The 24993-nt window shown below is 74.3% G+C and carries 17 protein-coding genes and 1 pseudogene; 8 read left to right on the top strand and 10 right to left on the bottom strand.

Translation table 11 applies throughout. From position 1 onward, the window contains the following. Positions 1-176 precede the first annotated feature (176 nt). From AB0N04_RS23460 to AB0N04_RS23445, 4 genes are all read left to right on the top strand, one after another. A complete protein-coding gene (locus AB0N04_RS23460) occupies positions 177-956 on the top strand; it encodes an HAD-IIA family hydrolase (protein WP_360209399.1) in 780 nt (259 codons plus the stop codon). A gap of 170 nt (positions 957-1126) precedes the next feature. Further along, positions 1127-2287 (top strand): low temperature requirement protein A, encoded by a 1161-nt coding sequence (locus tag AB0N04_RS23455; RefSeq protein ID WP_360209396.1) that lies wholly within the window; start codon positions 1127-1129, stop codon positions 2285-2287. A gap of 78 nt (positions 2288-2365) precedes the next feature. Then, on the top strand, positions 2366-3094 hold the full coding sequence (locus tag AB0N04_RS23450) for a uracil-DNA glycosylase (RefSeq protein WP_360209393.1): 729 nt from the start codon (positions 2366-2368) through the stop codon (positions 3092-3094). 513 nt (positions 3095-3607) lie between these two features. Continuing rightward, positions 3608-4465: a glycoside hydrolase family 6 protein gene (locus AB0N04_RS23445; protein WP_360209391.1), complete on the top strand. Its 858-nt coding sequence runs from the start codon at positions 3608-3610 to the stop codon at positions 4463-4465. 138 nt (positions 4466-4603) lie between these two features. Here AB0N04_RS23445 and AB0N04_RS23440 read toward each other — a convergent pair whose 3' ends face one another. The 4 genes and pseudogenes from AB0N04_RS23440 to AB0N04_RS23425 all read right to left on the bottom strand — a co-directional run. Then, positions 4604-6463, bottom strand: a complete 1860-nt coding sequence (locus tag AB0N04_RS23440; protein ID WP_360209526.1) for a kelch motif-containing protein — start codon at positions 6461-6463, stop codon at positions 4604-4606. Positions 6464-6683: 220 nt separating this feature from the next. Then, positions 6684-8819 carry a glycosyltransferase family 2 protein gene (locus tag AB0N04_RS23435; RefSeq protein ID WP_360209388.1) on the bottom strand — a complete coding sequence of 712 codons (2136 nt, stop codon included), beginning with the start codon at positions 8817-8819 and terminating at the stop codon, positions 6684-6686. A gap of 718 nt (positions 8820-9537) precedes the next feature. Then, positions 9538-10152, bottom strand: a complete 615-nt coding sequence (locus tag AB0N04_RS23430) for a 3-oxoacid CoA-transferase subunit B (protein WP_360209523.1) — start codon at positions 10150-10152, stop codon at positions 9538-9540. An 84-nt stretch (positions 10153-10236) separates the two neighbouring features. Further along, positions 10237-10977, bottom strand: a pseudogene (locus AB0N04_RS23425) (CoA transferase subunit A); the annotation flags it as partial. Between the two features lie 606 nt (positions 10978-11583). On the opposite strand from AB0N04_RS23425, the gene AB0N04_RS23420 reads away from it, so the two are divergent. Next, the gene (locus tag AB0N04_RS23420; protein ID WP_360209385.1) at positions 11584-12486 is read left to right on the top strand and encodes an alpha/beta hydrolase; all 903 of its coding nucleotides are present in this window, start codon (positions 11584-11586) and stop codon (positions 12484-12486) included. 117 nt (positions 12487-12603) lie between these two features. Here the strand turns inward: AB0N04_RS23420 and AB0N04_RS23415 are convergent, their stop codons facing one another. Continuing rightward, positions 12604-13887, bottom strand: a complete 1284-nt coding sequence (locus AB0N04_RS23415; RefSeq protein ID WP_360209382.1) for a hypothetical protein — start codon at positions 13885-13887, stop codon at positions 12604-12606. Positions 13888-14265: 378 nt separating this feature from the next. Continuing rightward, complete coding sequence (locus tag AB0N04_RS23410; RefSeq protein ID WP_360209521.1) at positions 14266-14853, bottom strand: VTT domain-containing protein; 588 nt, start codon at positions 14851-14853, stop codon at positions 14266-14268. Between the two features lie 546 nt (positions 14854-15399). On the opposite strand from AB0N04_RS23410, the gene AB0N04_RS23405 reads away from it, so the two are divergent. Beyond that, positions 15400-16491, top strand: a complete 1092-nt coding sequence (locus AB0N04_RS23405; RefSeq protein WP_360209379.1) for an LLM class flavin-dependent oxidoreductase — start codon at positions 15400-15402, stop codon at positions 16489-16491. Positions 16492-16552: 61 nt separating this feature from the next. Here AB0N04_RS23405 and AB0N04_RS23400 read toward each other — a convergent pair whose 3' ends face one another. Continuing rightward, the gene (locus tag AB0N04_RS23400; RefSeq protein WP_360209376.1) at positions 16553-18730 is read right to left on the bottom strand and encodes an EAL domain-containing protein; all 2178 of its coding nucleotides are present in this window, start codon (positions 18728-18730) and stop codon (positions 16553-16555) included. Positions 18731-19105: 375 nt separating this feature from the next. After that, the gene (locus tag AB0N04_RS23395; protein ID WP_360209373.1) at positions 19106-19531 is read right to left on the bottom strand and encodes an OsmC family protein; all 426 of its coding nucleotides are present in this window, start codon (positions 19529-19531) and stop codon (positions 19106-19108) included. 342 nt (positions 19532-19873) lie between these two features. On the opposite strand from AB0N04_RS23395, the gene AB0N04_RS23390 reads away from it, so the two are divergent. Then, complete coding sequence (locus tag AB0N04_RS23390; protein WP_360209370.1) at positions 19874-20209, top strand: chorismate mutase; 336 nt, start codon at positions 19874-19876, stop codon at positions 20207-20209. Between the two features lie 162 nt (positions 20210-20371). After that, the gene (gene lepB / locus AB0N04_RS23385; RefSeq protein WP_360209367.1) at positions 20372-21172 is read left to right on the top strand and encodes a signal peptidase I; all 801 of its coding nucleotides are present in this window, start codon (positions 20372-20374) and stop codon (positions 21170-21172) included. On the opposite strand, the gene AB0N04_RS23380 is transcribed toward lepB, so the two are convergent. Both AB0N04_RS23380 and AB0N04_RS23375 read right to left on the bottom strand, forming a co-directional pair. Then, the gene (locus AB0N04_RS23380) at positions 21135-22319 is read right to left on the bottom strand and encodes a DMT family transporter (RefSeq protein WP_363365190.1); all 1185 of its coding nucleotides are present in this window, start codon (positions 22317-22319) and stop codon (positions 21135-21137) included. The two genes, lepB and AB0N04_RS23380, sit on opposite strands and share 38 nt — an antisense overlap. 212 nt (positions 22320-22531) lie before the next feature. After that, positions 22532-24976 (bottom strand): transglycosylase domain-containing protein, encoded by a 2445-nt coding sequence (locus tag AB0N04_RS23375; RefSeq protein WP_360209362.1) that lies wholly within the window; start codon positions 24974-24976, stop codon positions 22532-22534. Between the last annotated feature and the right edge of the window lie 17 nt (positions 24977-24993).

The raw sequence follows: 24993 nt of genomic DNA, 5'->3' as shown, positions 1-24993 counted from the left end.
TGCTGCGGGGCCACCCGCCCGGGCCGACGGGTCACGCCGGAGGGGACGGCAGCGGGGACGGGGGCTGGGGCGGAGTTCCGCTGCGCGGGACGTGCTGCCGTCGGGCAGGCGTGCGGATTAGGCTGTGCCGCGTCAGGGCCCACCGCACGACGTTGCAACACTCGGGAGACACGCACGTGGCAGACCGCAAGCCCATCGAGTCCTGGCTGACCGACATGGACGGTGTCCTCATCCACGAGGGCACCCCGATCCCCGGGGCGGAGGAGTTCCTGCGCAGGCTGCGGGAGTCCGGCAAGCCGTTCCTGGTGCTCACCAACAACTCCATCTACACCCCGCGCGACCTCAGCGCCCGCCTGGCCGGCATGGGCCTGGAGGTGCCCGAGGAGTGCATCTGGACCTCCGCCCTGGCCACCGCCAAGTTCCTCAAGGGCCAGCGCCCCGGCGGCACCGCGTACGTGATCGGCGAGGCGGGCCTGACCACCGCGCTGTACCAGGCCGGCTACGTGCTGACCGACAACAACCCGGACTACGTCGTCCTCGGCGAGACCCGCACCTACAGCTTCGAGGCGCTCACCAAGGCGATCCGCCTGATCAACCAGGGCGCCCGGTTCATCTGCACCAACCCGGACGAGACCGGCCCCTCCACCGAGGGCGTGCTGCCGGCCACCGGTTCGGTCGCGGCCCTGATCACCAAGGCGACCGGCGTCGAGCCGTACTTCGTCGGCAAGCCCAACCCGCTGATGATGCGGGAGGCGCTGAACACCGCGGGCGCCCACTCCGAGACGGCCGTGATGATCGGCGACCGGATGGACACCGACATCGTCGCGGGCATGGAGGCGGGCATGGAGACCATCCTGGTCCTCACCGGTCTCACCGCCGCCGCCGACGTGGAGCGCTTCCCGTACCGGCCGACCCGGGTGGTCAAGTCGATCGCGGACCTGGTCGACCTGGTCTAGCCTCTGCGGTGCTGTCGTGGGCCCCGTTCCGGCCGGTCGCCGGGGCGGGGCCCGCTTCGTACCTGGGGAGAGGCAACGGCGGGATGAGTGCGACGGGGGACGTCGGAGCGGTGGTTGCCGCGGCAGGGGACGTCAGGGCGGTCGACGTCGGAACGGTGGACGTCGGGGCGGTGGACGTCGGAACGCCGGACGGCGGCGCGGCGGGAGGCGGCGGGGCGGCCGAGGAGAAGCGGGTCACCTGGGCCGAGCTCTACTTCGACCTGGTCTTCGTCTTCGCGATCACCCAGGTCTCCGGGCTGCTGCACCACCACCACGACGGGGCCGGCCTCGTCCGGGCGCTCGTGGTGTTCGTGCCGGTCTACTGGTGCTGGGTGGGCACCACGGTGCAGGCCAACATCCGGGACGTGGACAACCCGCGGGACCGCCTCGGCATCCTGGCGGTGGGGCTGGCCGGCCTGTTCATGGCGCTGGCCGTCCCGGGCGCGTACGGCGGCCGGGGCGTGCTGCTCGGCCTCGGGTACTGGCTGGCCAGGGTGGTGCTGCTGCTCCTGCTGATCCGGGTGCCGGGGGTCTGGCGCGGCCCGTACGGCGCGGGCGTGCTGGTCAGCGGGCCGCTGCTGGTGCTGGGCGGGCTGCTGCCGGACGGCCCGCGGCTGGGGCTGTGGGCGGCGGCCGCGTTCTGCGACCTCGCGGCCCCGCTGGTGTTCCGGCGGCGGCTGGCCGCGGTGGCCTACCACCCCTCGCACATGCCGGAACGGTTCGCACTGTTCCTGCTGGTGGCGCTCGGCGAGTCGATCGTCGGGATCGGCGGAACGGCGGCCGGCGCGCGGCTGGACGCGGCCGAACTGGTCGCCGTGGCGGCCGCGTTCACCATCTCGGCGGGCCTGTGGTGGCAGTACTTCGTCTACGCGGCGGACGCGATGCGGCACGCCGTCGAGGTCGCCGACTCCCGGCGCGACGTCATCCGGCGGATCTTCCAGTACGGGCACCTGGCGCTGGTCGCCGGGGTGATCGGGGTGGCGGTCGGCTTCGGGGAGACGGTCGCGGACCCGTGGCGGGCGCTCGGCCCGGGAGCGGTGGCGCTGCTGTACGGCGGATGCGGGCTCTACCTGCTGACCTTCGGGTACACCCGCTGGATGATGTTCCGGCAGGTGGCGAGCACCCGGATCGGCGCCGCGGTGCTGGTGCTGGGGCTGGCGCCCGCGATGGTGCGGCTGCCGGCGCTGGCGGTGCTGGTGACGCTGGCGGTGCTGCTGGTGGGGCTCAACGTGCTGGAGCACGTGCGGGTGGCGCGGGCGGCCGCCGCGGCCGCTCCGGCTCCGGGGGAGTGAGTTGTCGGTGGGGCTGTGTAGCGTTCGGGGTGAAAGAGGGCGTGCGGCGCAACAGCCGCGGTGTGGGAGGTGGATGTCGTGACGGACACTGTCGAGGCGGGCGTCGTCGAGGCCGGTGCGGGCGGCGGGCTGGAGCTGCCCGAGTCCTGGCGCGCGGTGCTGGGTGCCGAGACGGAGAAGCCGTACTTCGGCGAGCTGGCGGCCTTCGTGGCGGCCCAGCGCGCGGAGCACGAGGTGTTCCCGCCGAGCGGCCAGGAGTTCGCCGCGCTGGAGGCCACCCCGTACGACAAGGTCCGGGTGCTCGTCCTCGGCCAGGACCCGTACCACGACAACGGCCAGGCGCACGGCATGAGCTTCTCGGTGCTGCCCGGCACCAGGACGCCGCCGTCGCTGCGCAACATCTTCAAGGAGCTGGACGCCGACCTCGGCATCCCCGCCCCGGACAACGGCTACCTGATGCACTGGGCCGAGCAGGGCGTGCTGCTGCTCAACGCGGTGCTCACGGTGCGCGCGCACGAGGCCAACTCGCACAAGGCCAAGGGCTGGGAGAAGTTCACCGACGCCGTGATCAAGGCGGTGAGCGAGCGCGAGGAGCCGGTGGTCTTCGTGCTGTGGGGGAACTACGCGAAGAAGAAGCTGCCGCTGATCGACACCTCCAAGCACGTGGTGGTGCAGGGCGCGCACCCGTCGCCGCTGTCGGCCAAGCTGTTCTTCGGGAGCCGGCCGTTCTCGCAGATCAACACGGCGCTGGACGGCTTCGGCGGCGAGCCGATCGACTGGCAGGTGCCCGACCTCAAGCAGGGCTGAGCGCCCGGGGGTTGAGCGCCCGAGGGCGTTCGGGGCTCGAACGCCCGGGGCGTTCGGGGGTGGGGCCCCGGCGGCGTCGGGGTGGCTCGGCGGACGGTCCGGGCGGGCGGTCGCCCGCCGGCCGCTCCACGGCCACCCTCCGTTCACCGGGCGTGGCGGGCGGTCGGTACCCGGTGTGCTTAGCTGGTGCCGACCGGTCGCCGGACCGGCTCTGGGGAGGGGCGGAACGTGCGCCGGGTGGGACGGGTAGGGGCATTCCGACGGGTCGCGGGGGCGGCCCTGGTGGGACTGTTGGTGGGGGCCGCGGCAGGCTGCGGCGGTTCGACCGGGGGGTCGGGGGGATCGACCGGCCGGACGCCGGGCGCCGCGCCGACCGCCGTGCCCACCGACCCGAGCCCGGGTGCCGCGAGCGGGGGTGCCGGTACGGGAGGTGCGGGAGGTGCGGGAGGTGCGGGAGGTGCGGGAGGCGTCGGCCCCGGCGGGCTCGCCCAACTCCCCGGCCAGGCCTTCTACGTGTCCGACCGGACCAACGCCGCCCGCCAGGTGACCGCCCTGCGCGGCCAGGGCCGGACGGCGGAGGCCGACACCCTGCTGCGGATCGCCGCCCAGCCCTCCGCGCAGTGGCTCGGCGAGCAGGGCGCCAGGGAGATCGCCGAACAGGTCAGCAAGCGTGCCGCCGAAGCCGACCGGACGGCCGTCTTCGTCGCCTACAACATCCCGCACCGCGACTGCGGCCTCTACTCGGCCGGCGGCGCCACCGACGCCGCGGCCTACCGGGCCTGGATCAGCGGCGTCGCGGAGGCCCTCGGCGACCGCAGGGCCTGGGTGGTGCTGGAGCCGGACGCCGTCGCGCACACCCTCGACACCTGTGGGATCAAGGGCGACGTCGCGGCCGAGCGCTACGGTCTGCTGGCCTTCGCCGTCCAGGAGTTGAAGAAGCGCCCGCAGGTGCGGGTCTACCTGGACGCGGGCAACCCCGGCTGGTCACAGGACCCGGCCGAACTGTCCACCGCCCTGCGCAAGTCCGGGATCGCCGCGGCCGACGGGTTCGCCGTGAACGTCGCCAACTTCTACGCCACCGACCGGAACGCGGCGTACGGCGCCCAGCTCTCCGCCGCCCTCGGCGGAAAGCCCTTCGTGATCGACACCAGCCGCAACGGCAACGGCCCGCTGGGCGGCGACGCCTGGTGCAACCCGCCGGGCCGCGCGCTCGGCGAACGGCCGTCCGCCGACACCGGCCGGCCCGGGGTCGACGCCTACCTGTGGATCAAGAACCCTGGGGAGTCCGACGGCGAGTGCGGGCGCGGCGAGCCCCGGGCGGGCGAGTTCTGGCTGCCCTACGCGCTGGGTCTGGCGCAGGCCGCGCCCTGACGGGCCGGGCGGTGGCGACCTCCCGCTGAGGGCGGCTGCCGACGGGCCGGGCGGCGAGGGAGCGCCCAGGGCTCGCCGGTTCGGGCTCGGGCCCTCCGGGGGGCGAACCGGCGAGGCCCTGGCCGCCGCGGGCCCCGGTCAGCGCGTCACCTGGATCCAGCGGGCGACCGACGGCGTGCCGGCGGCGTCCGTCACGAAGAGCATGTACCAGCCGGGCGGCAGCAGGTCGGGGTTGGCGGGGAGGGTGAGGGCGACGCCGTCGGCCGTGCGCGCGCCGATGTCCAGGGCCACCGACCGCTGCTCGACGTCGGTCACGTGGGTGACGGAGCTGGGCCGGATCAGCTTGGCGGTGGTGACCGTCTCCGGCCGGGTGCTGCCGATCCGGACGGTGCCGCCGAGCTTCGCCCGCTCCGGTGCGGCGCCGACCTGCGGACGCTCACCGTGGAACAGGTACGGCGGCGTGTACACCTCGATGCGCTGCTCGAAACCGCCCGGGGTGGTCTCGGCCTTGTCCGCGAACAGGGGGTTCGAGCCGAGCACGGCCACCCGGCCGTCCGGCAGCAGCAGCGCCTCGGAGTGGTAGTCGCGGCCGACGGTGGGCTCGGCCGCGGCCGTGAAGGTGTTGCTGTCCGGGTGGTACACCTGTGCCCTGAGCAGGTCGCTGCCGCCCCGGCCGCGGTACCCGCTGGAGCCGCCGGTGGTGAGGACGGTGTCGTCCGGGAGGATCACGCTGTTGAGGTAGCGGGTGCCGCCGGCCGGCAGGTCCGGGCCCGGGGTGAAGGCGGGCGCGGCGGCGGACAGGTCGGCGATGTCGGTGCGCGCGGTGGACGACGGGGACTCGCCGACGCCCCCGCCGCCGAGCACCATCACCTTCTGCGCCTGCGCGGGCGGCAGCAGCACCGAGGAGGACGTCTCGGTGAGGTCCGGGTCGCGCAGGCCGGGGACGGGCTGGAAGCCGTTGGTGGCGAGGTCCCAGACGCCGGGCTCGCGGCCCTTGTCGGCCGGGCCGTAGCCGGCGTTGGAGCCGGAGTAGAAGAGCTTGCCGGCGGCGGTCAGGAAGATCGACGGGTACGTCGGGAAGTAGCGGTCCGGGCCCTTGGACCAGGTCCTGCTCCCCGGGTCGTAGATCTCGTTGTCGTTGCCGTTGAGGATCTCCCCGGTGTCGTCCAGGCCGGAGACGGTGAGCACCCGGCCGTCGCCGAGTCCGGTGAGCGTCGGGTACCAGCGGGCCGAGGCCATGTCGGTGACCTGCTCGTAGAGCTCGGTGTCCGGGTTGAACTCGAAGGCCGAGCGGATGCCCTGGTACTCCTGCTTGTCCAGGGTCAGCTTGGCGCTCTGCCCGTACAGGTCGTGCGCGTCGGCCCCGTCCAGGCCCTTGATCCGGTACTGGGCGGGGGAGCCGGCGACCCAGTCGGCGCCCTCGCCGACCGCCTCGACGAACACGTGCTGCTCGCCGGCGGTGACGACGGTCTGCCGGCCGGAGCCGCTCTTCACCGCGGCCGGGACGGTCACCGGGGCGGTGGAGGCGTACTCGCGTCCGTTCGGGCCGACGAAGACGGTGCCCCTGGGGAACGTCCGGGCGCCGGCCGGGCTCTCGTTGCGCACCCGCATGACGCCGGCCGCCCGCTTCACCGCGCCCGCCAGCTTCTCGTAGCGCTGCGTGCCGCCGGCGAGCAGCAGCCGACCGTCCGGCAGGGAGGCGTGGCCGCCGCAGAACATGTCGGCGGGGGTGGGCACCAGCTTGTAGGTGTTGTCGGCGGGGTTCCAGAGCAGGCTCCGGAAGGTGCCCGCGTCGAAGTGCTTCTCGTCGTTGCCCGAGCCGGCCACGATGAGCACCTTGCCGGTGCGCAGCAGGGAGGCGTGGACGGCGTTGACCCGGAACCCTGCGGGCAGGGTGAGGGTCTGCCAGTGCCCGTACTCCGCCTTGTACTCGGGGCGGTTGATCACGTACTGGTGGTACTGGTGGGTGGCGAACCCGAGGACGGCCGGCGCGTTCATCCCGGCGACGGCCAGGGCCACGGTGCTGCCGAGGGCGAAGCGCTTGGTCCGGCCGGTCTTGTGGATCTTCACGGTGGTTGGTCCCCTCGGGAAGCTCTGCCTGGTCTGCCTGGTCTGCCTGGTCTGCTCGGTCGTCCTGGTCTTCGTGGTCTTCGTGGTCGTCTCGGGCTGTCGGCTCCGTCGGTTCCGGCGGGTTCCGACCGGTTCTGCCGGGGCGGGTTCAGCGCCCGGTGGTGCTCCCCGTCCGGTCCGGCGCGGCCCGGGGGAACGGTGCGGGCGGGGGGAACGGCGCGGGCGGGCCCCCTTCCGGGCCGCCGCCCCCCGGCCGGCGGGCGTGCCGGGGGCGGCGCTTCTCCAGCAGCACCTTCGGCGCCGCCGCAGGGCCGCCGGTGACGGTGAGGGTGGCCGTGGGGCGGGTGCGCCGGCGGCGGACGGCGTCACCGGCCAGCACCAGCACCGGCAGCAGGGTCAGGAGCAGGGCGATCCAGGCCCAGGTGCGCATCGCGACGTGGTCGTGCCCGGTGACGAAGGATGCGGCGATCGCCCCGCCGAACACCAGTGCCCAGAAGAGGTGGAAGCGGAAGGTGCCGACCCGGTCCGTACTGGCCGAACGGCCCTTCGGCGTCACCACGAACCGGCTGCGCCGCCGCAGCAGCGCCTGCACCAGGGAGGCGGCGTAGACCGGGCCGCAGAGCGCCGACATCAGCATGCCCGCCACCCCGGAGGAACCGGCCGGCTCGTGCGGGCTCACGTTGTGCTTGCGGTTCCAGGTGTAGAGCAGCAGCTGGAGGGCGGCGGCGTCGCTGTACAGCATCATCCAGATCTCGGAGGACACGTGCACGCCCGAGGCGCCGAACACCAGGTAGAGGACGCTGGACGCACCGCCGAGCAGCCAGGTGAGCGCCGCCATCGGGTAGAAGCCCACCATCAGCGAGTAGTTGAGCAGACGGCCGGGCGACAGCTGCCAGAGCACCCGCCAGTACCGGGTGAGCAGGGTCTCGTAGGTGCCGCGGCTCCAGCGGAGTTGCTGGGAGAAGAAGTCGGTCCAGGAGGACGGGCCCTCGCCGACCGCGAGCACGTCCGGCGTGTACACGGACTTCCAGCGTTCACCGGTCCCGGGGTTCCGGCTCCGGTGGAACTCCAGGCCGGTCGCCATGTCCTCCGTGACGGAGTCGGACAGTCCGCCGATCGACTGGAGCGCGCGGATCCTGACGGCGTTGTTGGTGCCGACGAACATGGGCGCGCCGTACCGGTTCCCGGCGCGCTGGACGAGGGCGTGGAAGAGGTACTGCTGGCTCTCGGAGAACCTGGTGACGGCCGATCCCGAGCTCCGGTAGTTCCCGTACACCTGGGGGCCGACCACGAACGCCACGTCCGGGTCGCGGAAGTAGCCGAGCATCCGCTCGCAGAAGTCGGGCAGCGGGGCGTGGTCGGTGTCGACCGAGACCCAGAAGTCGTAGTCGTCGCCGTGCGCCTGCAGCCAGGCGTTGTAGTTGCCGTGCTTGGTGTGGGCGCGGAACCGGCCCTCGGGCCGGTTCCAGTGCGGTTGGCCGGACCGGCTGAAGTGGCGCACGCCGAGCTCGGCGCAGAGGGCCCGCATCGCCGGGTCGTTCCCCTCGTCCAGCAGCCACAGGTCGTACGGTCCGTCGTGCCGCACGGCGCGCGCCGCGACGAGCGTGGCCCGGACCATCTCCGGCGGCTCCTTGCCCGGCACACAGGTGGTCAGGAAGGCGACCCGGGTGCCCGGTTGCGGTGTCACCGGCACCGGGTCGCGGGCGACCAGGGTCGCGTGGGTGTTGGAGACCACGTTGACCAGCCGGAAGAGCTCGACCACGGCGATGATCCCGATCATCACCCGGTCGCCGAGCAGCACCAGCGTGTCCGTCTCGCCGGGGCGCTCGGGCCAGTGCTCCGGCAGGAGCAGCCAGACCAGCAGCACGGCCTCCACCAACGGGGCCGCCACCAGCAGCAGCACCGCGCGGACCCGGTGCGGCTCGCGGCGCAACAGGCTGCGGTACTGCACCCGGTAGGGGGCGGGGGCGGTCGGCTCCGCCGTGCGGTCCGGAGACAGGTCCCCGGGCAGGTCCGCGAGCCGCGCCTCGGGGGGAGCGCCGTGGTCCGGCCCGTGGGGGGCGGGCTCGGGCCAGTGGGGAACGGACTCGGGCCGGTAGACGCCACCGCCGAGGTCGTCGTCCTCGTCCGGGTCGTGGGCCGGGCCGGCGAGTCGGCTGAAGTGGCCGTAGTCGTAGGGGGCTTCGGGAGCCGGGACGGAGGCCAGTTCCTCGTCGAGCCGCCGTCGGGCGCCCCGCCCGCGGGCCGTTCCGGCATCCCTCTGCCGTGCGAACGGCGTGGTCATCGTCAGCTCCCCCCAGCGGGGCCGGCCGTGTCGGCGGGCCTGTTGGTGCGTGTCCGGAACGGGAGTATGCGACCTGCCGCGTCGTGCTGCGCCCCGGTGCGCCGGCGGTCGCGTTCGGCGGGGCCGGTCCGCGCCCCCCGGAGCCTTGCTGCGCTCCGTGTCTCGCTCTGTGCTTGGTTACGCCCTGCTGCGCCCTGCTGCGCCCGACTGCGCCCGAAAGCCGGTCCGGTGGAAGTCCGCCGGGTGAACTGCGGCGTTCCGGGCCGATCTCCGGCCGCCACTCGCGCCATGCGTCCGCGCGCCGGGCGTCCCCGGGTCATCTGTCCGCGGGTCATGCGTCCGCGAGCGGAATTCGTCGAGCGCCTGCAGGGGAGTCCACGTGCGGATCCCGTGACGCGTCCCGGCTTCCCCTCCCGGGTGCGGGATCCACTGCGCCCCAACTCTCCCGGAGCGCAACCGTGATCGCAACCGATCCGGGGGATGAGCGCCGTGCCCGCGTGAGGATCGCACGGTTCTCGGCCATTCCGGGCCTCGCCGGTGCCGATGCGGTGAATCCGGCGTGTGTGCCGGCACGAGGGGCGGCCGGTGGTGCTACGGGCCGGGCGAACGGCCGGCGCACCGCGAGGCGTCCGGCCGTTCCGTCGGGCTCTCCTGTTCCTCGTTCCGCTTCTCCGTTCCCCTTCTCCACTCAGGCTCGCCGTGCCGTGCCCCGGCAGCCTCAGAGCGGGGGCAGCAGGGTCGCGGCCGTCGCGGCCCTGACCGCCGCGAACTCCACGCCCGGGGCGGTCTCCACCAGCCGCAGCCCGTCCGGGGTCACGTCGATCACGGCCAGATCGGTCACGATGCGGTCCACCACCGCCCGCCCGGTGGCGGGGAGCGAGAGCTCCTCGACGATCTTCGGAGACCCGTCCCGGGCGGTGTGCTCCATCACGACGATCAGTCGGCGGGCGCCGTGCACGAGGTCCATCGCGCCGCCCATGCCCTTGACCATCCGGCCGGGGATCGTCCAGTTGGCGAGGTCGCCGCCGGCCGACACCTGCATCGCGCCGAGCACCGAGACGTCGATCCGGCCGGCCCGGACCATGCCGAAGGAGAAGGCCGAGTCGAAGTACGAGGCACCGGGGGCGACCGTCACCGTCTCCTTCCCGGCGTTGACCAGGTCGGCGTGCTCGGCGCCCCCGACCGGGTACGGCCCTACGCCCAGGACGCCGTTCTCCGAGTGCAGCACCACCTGGACGCCCGGCGGGAGGTGACCGGGGATCAGGGTGGGCAGGCCGATGCCCAGGTTCACGTACTGTCCGTCGCGCAGCTCCCGGGCGGCGCGGGCCGCCAGGGCGTTGCGCGCGTCGAGGACGGGCGGCCGCCCGGCGGGGCCGGCCGGTCCGGCGTTCGCCGGGGAGGGCGCGGCCGGTTCGGGGCGGACGGTCCGGCGCTCGATGCGGCGGTCCCCGGGGTCGGCGGCCACCACCCGGTCCACGTGGACCCCGGGCAGGTGCACGGCGTCCGGGGCGAGCTCGCCCGGTTCGACGATCCGGTCGGCCTCGACCACGGTGATCCGGCCGGCCGCCGCGCACAGCGGGTTGAAGTTGCGGGCGGCCGCGTGGAACACGCAGTTGCCGTGCCGGTCCGCCACCTCGGCCCGGATCAGCGCGAAGTCGGCCGTGATCGCCTCCTCCAGCAGGTACCGGCGGCCGCCGAACTCCCGGACCTCCTTGGCCGGGGAGGCCAGGGCCACCGAGCCGTCCGTCGCGTAGCGCCAGGGCAGCCCGCCCTCCTCGACCTGGGTGCCCACACCGGCGGGCGTGTAGAAGGCGGGGACGCCGGCGCCGCCCGCCCTCAGCCGTTCGGCCAGGGTGCCCTGCGGGGTCAGCTCCACCTCCAGCTCACCGGCCAGGTACTGCCGGGCGAACTCCTTGTTCTCGCCGACGTAGGAGGACGTCATCCGGGCGATCCGGCCCGCCCGCAGCAGCAGGCCCAGCCCCCAGTCGTCCACTCCGCAGTTGTTGGAGACCACGCGCAGGCCGGTGGTGCCGGTGTCCACCAGGGCGCCGATCAGCGTGCTCGGGATGCCGCAGAGGCCGAAGCCGCCGACGGCCAGCACCGCGCCGTCGGGGATGTCCCCGACGGCGTCGGCGGGGGAGTCCAGGACCTTGTCCAAGGGGTCACCTCGTGAGGAGTGGGAGAGGGAGGAAGGGATCGCTCCGGGGGGAGGTGGTGGTGGTGCGGCGTCGGAGGGGGTAGGGGAGACGGAGCGGCACCCGGAGGGGAGGGACGCGCAGCCGCGACGGGCCGGACGGCCGCCGTGCCGCCTCCACCGTCACCGGGCACGGGCCGCCGTAGCCATGGCCGCCGCCGCCATGCCCGGGTGCCGGGGCGTGGCGCACGGCCACACCCCGGCACCCGGGGAGCCGCGCGGACCGGGCGGTATGGCGGCCGCAGCCACATCGCGGTGGGCCGATGCGTCGCCCGGTCACATGTCGCCCGGCCCACCGCACACCTACGGTTCCGGCATCCAGCCGCCGCACCCCCAGGAGTCGGCCACCATGCGCAGCTCGACAGTACCCACCGGAACCGCCTCCGGTGCCCGCCCGGGCGCGGGCCCGACCGGTGGCCCCGCCCGGCGGCTCGCCGTCCTCGCGGTGGTCCACCTGCTGCCCGGCGGCCTCGCCCGTCGTCCGGGGCGCGTCCGCGCCGCCCGGTCCGCCCGCCCGGTCCGGACGCCGGCCGGTGTCCGGCCCGCCCGCCCCTTCGGAGGTACCCCCGCATGAGCCAGTCCCCCCTGCACCCGGAGGAGGCGGCCGTCCCCGTGCCCGGCGGTGAGCTGGCGGTGCTGCGCTGGCCGGCCGACCGCCCGGACGCCCCGACCGTCGTGGCGGTGCACGGCATCACCGCCAACGGCCTCGCCTGGTACGAGGTCGCCCGCCGGCTCGCCGGGCGGGTCACCCTGCTCGCGCCCGACCTGCGGGGGCGCGGTGGAAGCCGGGCGGTCGCCGGGCCGTACGGGCTGGCCCGGCACGCCGACGACGTGGCCGCGGTGATCTCGGCGCTCGGCGCGGGGCCCGTCACCGTGGTCGGCCACTCGATGGGGGCCTGGGTCACCGCGCTGGCCGCGGTGCGGCATCCGGACCTCGTCCGCCGGGTGCTGCTGGTGGACGGTGCGCTGACCTTCCCGCTGCCGGAGGGCGTCCGCGAGGAGGACGCCCTGGCCGCGGTGCTCGGCCCGGCCCTGGCCCGGCTGTCGATGACCTTCCCGGACCGGGCCGCCTACCGGGAGTTCTGGCAGCGCCACCCGGCCTTCGGGCCGGTCTGGTCGGCGGAGCTCGACGCCTACACCGGGCGCGACCTGGTCGGGGTGGAGCCCGACCTCCGCTCATCCTGCGTGCTGGAGGCCGTGCAGGCCGACGGCGCCCAGGTGCTGCTGGACCGGGAGGCGGCGGCCGCCGTGCACCGGCTTTCCTGCCCGGCCGAACTCATCTGGGCCGAGCGCGGTCTGCTCGACGAGCCGCAGGGGCTCTACGACCACCGGCGGATCGGGCTCGCCGGGCTCGATCCGGCCCGGGTGCCCGCCTCGCCGGTGCCGGACACCAACCACTACTCGATCCTCTGGGGCGAGCGGGGGGCCGAGCGCATCGTCCGCGGCCTGCTCGCGGACGCCGGCGTCGGGTGACCGACCGGGCGGCACCGGCCCGGTCGGCGGAACGGGTGCCCGCCGACGGGGCCGCCGGCGCCCGGGTCGGCCGTCCGGCCGGGACTCAGCCCCGCGGGTCGGCTGTCCGGCCGAGCCTCAGCCCGCCGCGCCGAGGAACGTCTCCCAGCCCCCGGCCGGCGCCTGGCCGACGTTGAGGGTGCGCAGCTTGCGCAGGGTGGACTGGTCCTGGACCTCGAGCCATTCGACGAGCTGCCGGAAGGAGACCAGCCGGACGTCCGGCTTGCCCGCGATCGTCTTGAGGGTCTCCTCGACGGCGTCCATGTAGATGCCGCCGTTCCACTGCTCGAAGTGGTTCCCGATGAAGAACGGTGCGCGGTTGCTGTTGTAGGCGCGGTCGAAGCCGGCGAGGTAGGCGTCCTTGGCCTGGGTGCGCCAGTCGTTGTACTTGGCCGGGTCGCCCTTGGTGCTGCCGGCGGACTGGTTGGCCAGGATGTTGTAGTCCATCGAGAGCACCTGGAAGGTGTGCCCGGGGAACGGGATGGACTGCAGCGGGAAGTCCCAGACCTTGCCGTCCTGCACCTTCTGCGGCCATATCTGGAGGCCGCCGGAGGAGCTGGCGTCGTACTTCCAGCCCAGCTTCGCGGCCGTGGGCAGCAGTGCCTTCTGGCCCTCCAGGCAGGGGGTGCGGCCGCCGATGAGCTCCTTCTTGTAGTCGAAGGGGAGCGGGTCGACGTCGGTGAAGCCGGTGTTGGTCCGCCACTGGGTGACGAAGCCGATCGCCTGGTCGATCTCGCTCTGCCAGTCGTCGGGGGTCCACATGTTGACCCCGTTCTTGTCGGGGCGGCTGGAGCAGAAGTGCCCGTTGAAGTGGGTGCCGATCTCGTGCCCGGCCAGCCACGCCTGGCTGACGAGCTTGAGCGTGGCCTTGACCGCGCCGTCCGACAGGTACGGGATGTCGGAGGCCCCCACCGAGTGCTTCGGCGGGTGGTACAGGTCGGCCTTGCCCTTGGGCAGGGCGTATATACCGGAGAGGAAGAAGGTCATGGTGGCCTTGTACTGCTCCGCCAGCTTGAGGAAGCGGGGGAACTGGCCGTCGTCGGTGCCGCCCGCGCCGTCCCAGGAGAAGACCACGAACTGCGGGGGCCGCTCGCCGGGCTTGAGCTTCTCGGGCTTGGGCTGGTTCGGCTGCGGACCGGTGTCGGCGGTGGAGCCGTCGCCGATCGGGGTGCCCTTGGGGACGGTGGTCCTGGTCGGGTCGGCGGTGTCGGCCGAGGTGGTGCCCGGGCTGCCGCCGGCACCGGGGGAGGACGTGGAGCCGTGGCTCGAACCGGATCCGCCGCTGGAGCAGGCCGCGACCGCGCCGAGGGCCGCGGTCGCAGCGGTCGCACTGAGCACCGTCCTGCGCGAGATGCTGGTCATGGTCTCCCCTGGGTGCCGATGCCGGTGGTGAGGGCGGGTCGGGTCCGCAACCGGCCAAATCGGGCAATTGATGTATTTTCCGCTGTAAGCATGTCATGTGGTCGCAGCGGCGACCAAGGCCGCCGATGTCCGACGTAGGACAACACGCCGACCGCACCGAGCCGGGCTGCAGGAAATTCTCATCTGTTGCCGTCCTGTGACGCTTCGCACCTCGCGCCGTCGGGGCAGTACGGTACCCCCGGTTCGACCGTGTGATCAGAGTTCGTCAGCGCTCGGTCCGGCCGGTCGCCCGTCCGGGCGGACGGCACTCGCCGAGGGGTCGGTCCGGCCGGGTCGAGGGTCGGAGGGGGGTGCTCGCCGGGAGGCTTCGGCGAGCGGTCAGAGCGCGGCCAGTCGCCGGTTGCGGCGGACTATTCGGGCGATCGCGGTGCTGACGAAGGTGGCGGCGGTGCAGGACACCGCCAGGCTCAGCCAGGCGGTGTCGAACCAGTGGCTGTTCAGCCAGCCCAGCGTCACGATGTAGGCGGCCCAGACCAGTGCGGCCAGCGCCGACCAGTGCAGGAAGCGGTGCGGATGGGCGGGTGAGTGGCCGATGGCCACGTCCAGGACGGTCCGGCCGGCCGGGACGAACCGGGCGATCACCACCATCGCCGCGGCCGCCCCGTGGGGGCGTTCGACCAGGGCCTGCTGGACCCTCGCCACGCTGGCGGCCAGCTTCGGCCGCCGGGCGAGCCGCCGTTGCAGGACGGGCGCACCGCGCCGGGCGAGGTGGAGCAGCAGCAGGTCGCCCAGGAACGAGGCGACGGCCACGCCCAGGCCGAGCAGTATCGGGGCGCCGTCGATCCGCGCCGTCTTGAGGACGGCCAGGATGACCAGCGTGCCGCTGGGGATGAAGGGGAGGAGGGCGTCTCCGAGTACGGCGAAGAGCGCCAGGGCGCAGATCCACGAGGATCCGATCGCCGCCACGAAGTTCAAGGCCCGTACTCCCTCCACGCCGCCCGGGGGAGCAGGTGGCTGCTGGGGTCAACGCTAGCGCCTCGACTTTTCATGCCATGAAGCACCCCGGTATGCCGCGGATCACAGGAGGTGGGCGGTTTGCCGGGAATTGGCGCGAGCCCCCGGAGCGGTGTGCCGCTCCGGGGGCTCGCTGGGATCGGTCGGCACTGGTCCAGCCCGCCGATCTTGTTCGCGGAGGACGGATCCCGTCGGGTCGTCCGCTCCTGATCACCAGCCTGCCGGAGGCCGCCGCCGATCGCGAGCCCTGGGCCTGGCGACTTCCGGCTCTGGCGTGAAGTCGCCATCCGGGCGGCGGTGCTGTCCCTCCGTCAGGTGAACGGAGGGGCGGGCCCGGGGCGGCCCCGTCGGCAGCGCCGGGGCGGATCCCGTCGGAGCGCGGGAACAGCCGGCCCGGCGGCGTGGTTGACCCCGGTCGGCAACAGCGATCGCCGGGCGTTCGACACCGGCGGTCGACCACGACGGGCCGGCTCAGGGAAGGCCAGGAGGGCGGACGGCATGACCACCGAGGACCAGCAGGAGCACGGGGCCGGACCGGGGCCCGGCGCGGCGGTCCGCGGCACCGCCCGCGGTACCGCACCCGCCCCGCTCTCCATCCTCGACCTCGCGACCGTGGGCGTCGGCTACACGCCCGCCGAGGCCCTGGCCGCGACCACCGCGCTGGCCCGCAGCGCCGAGCAGTGGGGGTACCACCGCTTCTGGGTCGCCGAGCACCACGGCATGCCCGGCGTCGCCAGCTCCACCCCGGCCGTCCTGCTCGCCCACCTCGGGGCCCACACCACGACGCTGCGGCTCGGCTCGGGCGGCGTCATGCTCCCCAACCACGCCCCGCTCGCCGTCGCCGAGCAGTTCGGCCTGCTGGAGGCGCTGCACCCGGGCCGGATCGACCTCGGGCTCGGCCGCGCCCCCGGGACGGACCCGGCCACCGCCCGGGCACTGCGCCGGGGCCTCTCCGAGGGGGCGGACGACTTCCCGCAGCAGCTCGCCGAGCTGACCCACTTCCTCGACGCGGACTTCCCCGACGGGCACCCGTACGCGCGGCTGACCGCCGTCCCCCGCGGGGACGGCCGCCCGCCGGTCTGGCTGCTCGGGTCCTCCGGCTTCAGCGCCCGGCTGGCCGGTCGGCTCGGTCTCCCGTTCGCCTTCGCGCACCACTTCAGCAGCGTCAACACCGTTCCGGCCCTCGACCTCTACCGGGAGTCCTTCCGGCCCTCGGAGGTGCTCGCCGAGCCGTACGCGCTGATCGGGGTGAGCGCGGTCGCCGCCGACGACCGGGCCTCGGCCCGCCGCCTCGCGCGCTCCGCGGCCCTCGGGATGCTCCGGCTGCGGCGGGGCAACCCCGGCCCGATCCCCACCCCGGAGGAGGCCGAGGCCCACCCGTACAGCCCGGCCGAGGCGGACTTCATCGACGGCTGGCTGGAGAACGTGGTGCTGGGCGCGCCGGGCGAGGTCGCGGACGGCCTGGAGGCCCTGCGCAAGCGGACCGGGGTGGACGAGCTGATGGTGACCTCGCACATCCACGGCCACGAGGCCCGGCTGCGCTCCTACGGTCTGATCGCCGAGGCCTACGGCCTGACCGCCGGGGCCTGACCGCCGGGGCCTGACCGCCGGGGCCTGACGGCCCCGGCCCACCGCCCGAGCCCGCCCCGGGTCAGCGGCCGGCGCCCCGGCCGGTGCGGTCCTCGCGCAGTATGGCCGCGACCAGCTCGGCCTCCCCGGGCCGGGCGAAGTACCAGCCCTGAGCCGTGTCACAGCCGGTCAGCCGCAGCCGCTCGGCCTGGGCGGCGCTCTCGATGCCCTCGGCGGTGACGGTCAGGCCGAGCGTGTGGGCCAGCTGCACCATCGCGCCGACGATCTGCTCGTCGGCGTCGCTGCGGCGGGAGCCGAGCTCCGGGCGCTCCGGGCGGCCGCCGCCGGCCGGGGCCGGGTCGCGGAAGCCCTCGATGAAGGTGCCGTCGAGCTTCAGCACGTGCACCGGCAGCCGGGAGAGGTAGGCCAGGTTGGAGTAGCCGGTGCCGAAGTCGTCGATCGCGATCCGCACGCCCATGTCGGCCAGGGCCTGCAGGGCCTGCAGCGGTCGGCCGCCGGGGCCGAGCAGGGCGCTCTCGGTGATCTCCAGCTGGAGCAGCCGGGCCGGCAGTCCGGTGCGTTCGAGCGCGCGGGCGACGTCCGCGACCACGTCGGAGTCCCAGATCTGGCGGGCCGCCAGGTTGACGCTCACGAAGGTCTCGGTCTCGGGGAACTCGGTGAGCCACCGTTTGGCCTGGCGGCAGGACTCCTCCAGGACCCAGGTGCCGAGCGGCACGATCGCGCCGGACTCCTCGGCGAGCGGGATGAAACGGTCCGGCGAGAGCTTCCCGTACCGCGGGTGGTGCCAGCGGACGAGGGCCTCGGCGCCGTGCACGGCGCCGTCGGCCAGGCCGACCAGCGGCTGGTACTCGATGGTGAACTCGCCGCGCTCCAGGGCGGGCCGCAGTGCGGTGGCGAGCAGCTGGCGGGTCAGCTGGTGGGCGCCGCGGTCCGGGTCGTAGAGGGTCCAGCGGGCGCGTCCGTCGGCCTTGGACCAGTAGAGGGTGGCGTCGGCGTCCTTGACCAGGTCGGTCGGGGTGGTCTCGTGCACGGACCGTTCGACGACGCCCACGCTGGCGGTGACCACCAGGCGGTGCCCGGCGACGTCGAAGGGGCGTTCCAGCTCCCGGAGGATCCGGGCGGCCAGCTCGGTCAGCTGCTCGCTGCCCCGGCTGTCGGTGACCAGGACGGCGAACTCGTCGCCGCCCATCCGGGCGACCAGGTGGGCGTCGCGACCGGAGAACCCGCGGCGCAGCCGGGTGGCGACGGCGATCAGCAGCTGGTCCCCGATGTGGTGGCCGAGCGTCTCGTTGATCGCCGCGAAGCCGTCGAGGTCCAGGTAGCAGACGCCCACCCGGCGCCCGTCCGCCGGCGGGAGGGCCGGCTCGGCGGCCTGGAGGACGTCGGCGGCCTGTACGGCGGCGTCGAGGGCGAGGGCGTCGGAGGGGGCGACGGTGGCGGTGGCCGTGAGGCAGGCGGCGTCGAGCCGCTCGAAGAAGAGGGTCCGGTTGGGGAGCCGGGTCAGCGGGTCGTGCAGGGCCTGGTACTCGAGGCGGTCGCCGAGCCGGCGCTGCTCGGTGATGTCCTCCACCAGCGCCAGGGTGTAGAGCGGTCGCCCTGCGCCGTCCCGGATCAGCGAGACGGTGACCTTGCTCCACACCGTGCGGCCCTCGCGGTGCTTGAGCTGCTTCTCCACGCGGAACCGCTCGCGGCCGCCGTGGACGAGTTCGGGGAAGAGCCGGTGCGGCATGCCCTCGGGGTCGATGATCTCGTGCAGGTGGGTGCGGACCAGCTCGCCGACGCCGCGTCCGATGAGGGCCGCGAAGGCGGGGTTGACCTCGATGATCCGGTCCTCGGGGTCGATCAGGGCCATGCCGATGACCGCGTCGCAGAAGGCGGCCCGGAACCGGGACTCGCTGGCCCGCAGGGCGGCGAGCGGCCGGTCCGTCCCCCCGTCCTCCGGGTCGGCGCCGCCGGCGGGGCCCCGGTGCGCGCCGTCGTTCAGCGGCTTCGAGCAGGTGGGGCAGAGGAGCGCGCCGGGGTCGGCCGGGGAGATGCCCGCCGTTCCGGACGGGTCGATCGGACCGACGGAAGCGACCGACCCGACCGGGTCGACGGTGCCGACCGCCGCGCCGACCGCCGTGCCGGCGGAGCCGACGGCGGGCCGCCGGGCCGGTGCCGTGAGGTGACGGTGGTGCGGTGAGTCCTCGTGCCGCACGCCCGGGTGGTGTGCGTCGGCCCCCTCGTTCTGGCCCGGCACGGCATGCTCCCGTCCGCTGCTGACGCCTGATGCTGGTCCGGCCGGCCACTCGGGACTCCGGCGGCCGGCTCCGCACTCTGTCGCGGTCCTCGGAGTCGGTCCGGTGCGGGGCGCCCGGCGTGGGGCGCTGTCGCGCGGAGACCCGCGTGAAGGACAGGGCGCTGCGGCCGATCATAGGCCGCGGTGACAACGGGCGGTGACCGCCGCCAGGGTGATTCGCCCGCTTCGTGGCCATGAGTGGCGGTACGGGTGGACGCCCCGGGTGTACATCACATGAGGTGTGCCGGGGGCGTGTGAGCCGAATCCGCGCCCCCGGGCGCTGGTTGCGCGCCGGGAGCGGGAACGAGCTGACGCCGCGCCGGATCCGGCGGGGCGTCAGGCCAGCGTGGCGGTCAGGGTGATGGTGGTGCCGGTGAGCGCCTTGCTGACGGGGCAGTTGGCCTTGGCGTCCTCGGCGGCCTTGACGAAGCCGGCCTCGTCCAGGCCGGGCACCTGTCCGGTGACGGTCAGGTGGATGCCGGTGATCCCGGTGCCGGGCTGGAAGGTGACGTCGGCCTGGGTGTCCAGGGTGGTCGGCGGGGTGCCGGCGCCGGCGAGGCCGTGCGAGAGGGCCATCGAGAAACAGGCCGAGTGCGCGGCGGCGATCAGTTCCTCCGGGCTGGTCTTGCCGTTGGGCTGTTCGGCCCGGGCCGGCCAGGAGACCGGGTACTCGCCGATCCCGGAGGAGGCGAAGGTCACCTGCCCCTTGCCGTCGACCAGGTTGCCTTCCCAGGCGGTGCGGGCGGTGCGGGTGGTTGCCACGATCGGTACCTCCATCACTGAGGGACTGCTGTGTCGTCACTTCCGGTCATGCACGCACCAGCCTACGGGCCGCGCCCCCGGGGCCCGGGAGGGTCGGGGCGGCGGGTGGCGCGGGTCGTGGGACGGCGCGGGTCCGCCCGGGTCCGCCCGGGGCCGGCGGGGGAACGCGGGGGGACTGCCGGGTGACCATCGGGGCCGCCGGGGGTCCGGGGGACGTCCGGATCGTGGACGGAACCCCTTCGGCGTGCGGTTCCGGCACGGGGGCCCTGTTAGATTTGCCCGGGCCCGAGCCCGGCCGCCCCGCGCGCCGGGTGCCCAACCCAGACACCGGGAGCCGCCCCGATGACGGACCACCCCACGACCCCCGACGCCGGCCTGCCCCAGGGGGTCGACGACGCCGTGCGGGCGGAGCTGACCAGCCTGCGCGAGAGCATCGACAACATCGACGCCGCGGTGGTCCACATGCTGGCCGAGCGGTTCAAGGCGACCCAGCGGGTCGGCCGGCTCAAGGCCGAGCACAAGCTGCCCCCGGCCGACCCGGCGCGCGAGCGGGACCAGATCAAGCGGCTGCGGGAGCTGGCCGCCGGGGCGAAGCTGGACCCGGTCTTCGCCGAGAAGTTCCTGAACTTCATCATCGCCGAGGTCATCCGCCACCACGAGGCCATCGCCCGCGCCTGAGCGCCCCTCGCCTGAGCGCCCCCCGGCGGGGCGGCTCCCCGGGGCCGTCCGGTCCGGGGGAGCCCGGGGAGATGTCGGGGACGGCTAAACGCCCGATTTCGTGAGGCTCCACGGTTGGCGTAGCGTGCAGGTTTCCCCAGCCGGAGAGGTGGAGCAGCGACGATGGCGGTGAACCTGCCCGAAACGCCGAGCGATGCCGGGTCCGGCCCGGCCCCTGCTGCCGGCCGCGGTCCCGGGGCGTCCGACGCCCCCGGCGGCCGCGCCGAGGCCCGCCGCCGGGCCCGGGGCTCGCGCGTCCGCAAGGCCCGCCGGGCGGGGCGCCGACCGCGGCCCTGGTGGATCGAGGTGCCCGCGATGGCGGCGGTCGGCCTGGTGGTCGCCCTGCTGATCAAGACCTGTCTGTTCCAGGTGTTCACCATCCCGTCCGGCTCGATGGAGAACACGCTGCGGATCGGCGACCGGGTCGGCGTGAACAAGTTCGCTCCGCTGACGGGCTGGAAGCCGGAACCCGGGCAGCCGGTGGTGTTCAAGGACCCGGGCGGCTGGCTCCCGCCGCAGCCCACCGACTCGAACCCCCTCACCAACGCGGTGACCTCGGTGCTGAGCTTCGTCGGGCTGGTGCCGCCGAAGGACGACAACTACCTGGTCAAGCGGGTCGTCGCGACCGGCGGCCAGACCGTGCAGTGCGCGGGCAGCACACTGACCGTCGACGGGAAGAAGGTCGACGAGCCGTACCTGCACCCGGGCGACGACTCCTGCGCCGGCCTGAACTTCGGCCCGGTGACGGTGCCCTCGGGCTCCGTCTGGGTCGAGGGCGACCACCGGAGCGACTCGGCGGACTCCCGCTACCACCAGCGCGGTCCGGGCGGCGGGGCCGTGCCGGTGGCCAACGTGGTCGGGCCGGTGGCGGCCGTCGTGTGGCCGCTCAACCACCTCGACTGGTTCGGCTGGGTCGGTCGCTGACCCCCCGCTCGGCGGCCACCCGCTCCCGGTCGGCCCGAGGACCCCGGTCGACCGGGGAGTCCCCGGCGACCCGCGCGCCGCTCGGCGCGCCAGGACCGCCGGGCCCGCCCGGTCCGTCCGGCCGGTGCAGCTCGTCGAGCCCGTCCGGGACGCCCGGGACGCCCGGGACGCCCGGGGCGGCGGCGCCGGCGACGGCTGCGGCCACCGTCTCCGGGTCGGCCGGCGGCTTGCTGGCCTGCGCTGCGAAGGCGCCCGCCAGCACCAGCAGACCACCGGCGATCTGCGGCAGGCCGAGGTGCTCGCCGAGCAGGACCCAGGCCAGCACGGTGGCGACGACCGCCTCGAGGTTGGCCACCACCCCGGCGATGGGCGGCGAGAGGTAGCCCACCGAGATCACGCCGGTCAGGTAGGCGAGCACGGTCGCGACCAGGATCATCCAGGCGGCCGGGAGCAGCGCGGGCACCGTGTGCCCGTTCATCAGCACGGATCCGCCGAGCGGGCTCCAGTCGGCCTGCCACGGCCGGGTGAAGGCGGTGAGCAGGACGGCGCCGATCAGCAGGCCGTAGGCGCTGACCGCCATCGGGTCGACGGGCCGCTCGCCCCGGCGGCCGGCGTCGGCGAGCAGGAAGTAGCCGACCTGGCAGCAGGCGGCGCCCAGGGCGAAGAGCACGCCGAGCGCGTCGAAGCCGAGGCCGTTCCAGACCTCCACCACGCAGGCCAGTCCGCTCACCGCGACCCCGGCGCCGATCGCCGCGCCCCGGCTGATCGGCTTGCGCTGGACGAACCTGACGTAGCCGATGAGCAGCGGCGGGCCGAGGTACTCGATGAGCAGGGCGACGCCGACCGGGATGCGGGAGATCGCCGCGAAGTAGCAGGCCTGGACGCCGGCGACGGCGAGCAGGCCGAAGCCGAGCAGCAGGCCGGGGCGGCGCAGGACGGCGTCCCGGTGCCGGTAGGCGATCGGGAGCAGGGCCACGGCCGCGCCGGTGACCCGGAGCCACACCACGTGCAGCGGTGAGAGGCCGGCCTCGATCAGCGGCTTCGCGGCGGTGCCGGAGCCTCCGAAGGCGAAGGCGGAGACCAGGGCGAGGCTGAGGCCGAGGGTCCTGCCGGTGGGGCGGGTGGATGGGGCTGTTGATCCGTGCACCGACGCATTGTGACAGTCATACCGGAGCTTCGGTAAGGCGCCATTCCGGCATTTGGTCCTGCACGGAACTGTGCGCAGCGGCGCAATCACCTGCGCCGTCCCGCACCCGCCCGCGCACCCGCCCCGCAGGCCGCCCGAGGCCGCGCGAACCCCCTGGTGGCCGGCGCCCCGCGCCCGCGCCCCGGGTTCGGGGCCCGAACCCGGGGCCCCCGCTACTGACCGGAGGACGTCCCCGCCCCGGCCAGCGGGTCCGTCCCGCCGGTGGGCTGGGTGGTCGGCTGGGTGGTCGGGGCCGTGGTCGGGCCGGTGGTCGGCGTCGGCCTCGTGGTGGGCTTGGTCGTGGGCTTCGTCGTCGGCTGGGTGGTCGGCGGCGCGGTCGGCTGCCCGGTGGCGGGGTCGGTGGGCGCGGTGGTGGCACCGCCGCCCGGGTTCGGCCCGCCCGCCGGCGTCGACGCACCGGAGCCGTTGCCGTTGCCGTTCCCGGAGCCGGTCCGGGACCCGTCGCCGGGCTGGGCGCCCGGCGCGGTGGTGGCGCCCGAGCCGGTGCCGGTCGACGGCGTGGCGCTGGGCGAGAACGGCGCGGTCGGCAGGTCGCCGGGGTCGGCGGAGTCGCCGCCGTCGGCCGGGTCCGGGAAGTCGGAGACCGGCAGCCCCTTGAGCGCGGCCTTCATGTAGCCGGTCCAGATCTGCGCCGGGTACTGGCCGCCCGCCGCGCCGTCGATCCCGCCGACGCCGCTCAGGCTGACCTGCGCGCCGGTGCCCGGCTCCTGGCCGAACAGGGCGACCGAGGTGACCAGCTCGGGGGTGTAGCCGACGAACCACACCGACTTCTGGTCGTCGGTGGTGCCGGTCTTGCCGGCCACCGGGCGCCCGAGCGCCTTGGCCCGCCAGCCGGTGCCGCCCGGGTCGCTCACCACGCCCTGGAGCATCGAGGTGACCTCGTTCGCGGTGTCCGAGCTGATCGCCTGGGTGGTCTTGTGGGCGGGCAGCGGGACGGCCTCGCCCTCGCGGTCGACCGACTGGACCAGCCACGGGGTGATCTGCTTGCCGCCGTTGTCCAGCGTGGCGTACACGCCGGCCATGTCGAGGACGCTGGGGGTGGCCGCACCCAGCGGGATGGACGGGACCGGGTCGAGCCCCGGGGTGTTGCCGGGCAGGCCCAGCGCGACACCGGTGTCCTTGACCTTCTGCAATCCGGTGTCCTGGGCCAACTGCGCGAAGGCCGAGTTGACCGACCAGTCGGTGGCCTGCTGCAGGGAGATCTGGCCGTAGCTCCTGTCGCCCTCGTTCGGCGGCGCGTACGGGGTGCCCTTGCCGCCGCGGACCTTGCGGCCGCTGGTGCCGTCGTAGACGGTGCGCGGGGTGACCGTCCGGCCGTCCTGGGTCTTGGCGTCGTTCTCGAACGCGGCGGCCAGGGCGATCGCCTTGAAGGTGGAGCCGGCCTGGTAGTCCCGCCGGGTCGCGTTGTCGACGTAGTGCTTGACGTAGTCCACGCCGCCGTAGAGGGCGACGACCGCCCCGGTCTTCGGGTCCACCGAGACGGCGCCGGCCTGGGCGGCCGCGTCCTTCTTCCGCTTGTCCGGGTTCAGGGTGTCGTGCAGCTGCGTCTGGACGGAGTCCTGCAGGGCCTGCTGGCGGCCCGGGTCGATGCTCAGCTTGATCGTGTAGCCGCCCTTGGCCAGCTCGCTCTCGCTGATGATCTGGTTGGCGGTGAGGTACTGGGTGGCTTCGTTGACCAGGTAGCCGGACTGGCCGGACAGGCCCGGGTTGGGCTGCGGGTCCCTGACGTCGGGGAAGGTGGTGGCGGCGCGGTCGGCGGCGGAGAGCCAGCCCTCCTTGACCATGCCGTCCAGCACGTAGTTCCAGCGGTTGACGGCGTTCTGCTTGCCGGCCGGGGTCGCGGTGGCCACGTCGTAGGCACTCGGCGCGTTCAGCAGGGTGGCCAGGTAGGCGCCCTGGGCGGGGGTGAGCGCGGAGGCGTCGACGCCGAAGTACGCCTGGGCGGCGGCCTGGATGCCGTAGGCGCCGCGGCCGTAGTAGGAGGTGTTCAGGTAGCCGGAGAGGACCTCGTCCTTGCTCTCGGTGGCGTCCACCTTGATGGCTATGAACAGCTCCTTCACCTTGCGGGTGACGGACTGCTTCTGGTTCAGGTACGTGTTCTTCACGTACTGCTGGGTGATCGTGGAGCCGCCCTGGGTGCCCTCTCCCTTGGCGGTGTTGACCGCGGCCCGGAGCAGGCCCTGCACGTTGACGGCGCCCTCGTGGTAGAAGTTGCGGTCCTCGGCGGCCAGCGCGGCGTGCTGCGCGGCGGGGGACACCTTGTCCAGCCCGACGTTCTGCCGGTTGGTCTGCCCGGTGCGGGTGATCACCGAGCCGTCCGCGTAGAGCCAGGTGTTGCTCTGCGCGGTGGCGGCGGCGTGCGCGTCGGGGACCTTCACCAGCGCGACGCCCAGGGCGAACAGGCCGACGCCGAGCAGCAGCGCCACGGCGAGGCCGAGCAGGCTCATCCGCCAGGTGGGGAGCAGCCGGCGCCAGCCGGTCCGCTTCGGACGGCGGGGCTTCTTGCCCCCGGGCGCGGGGGCGGTGCGCTTGAGGCGCTCGACCGGCCGGAGGCCGGCCAGCAGCGCGCGACGGCCGCTCTGGGCGTTCTCGGACAAGGCGCGGCCTTTCCTGC

It is taken from the genome of Kitasatospora sp. NPDC051702 (assembly GCF_040681575.1).
Classification (GTDB): Bacteria; Actinomycetota; Actinomycetes; order Streptomycetales; family Streptomycetaceae; genus Kitasatospora.
Note: the sequence above shows the minus strand (reverse complement) of the source record. Positions and strands in the feature narration are given on the sequence as shown.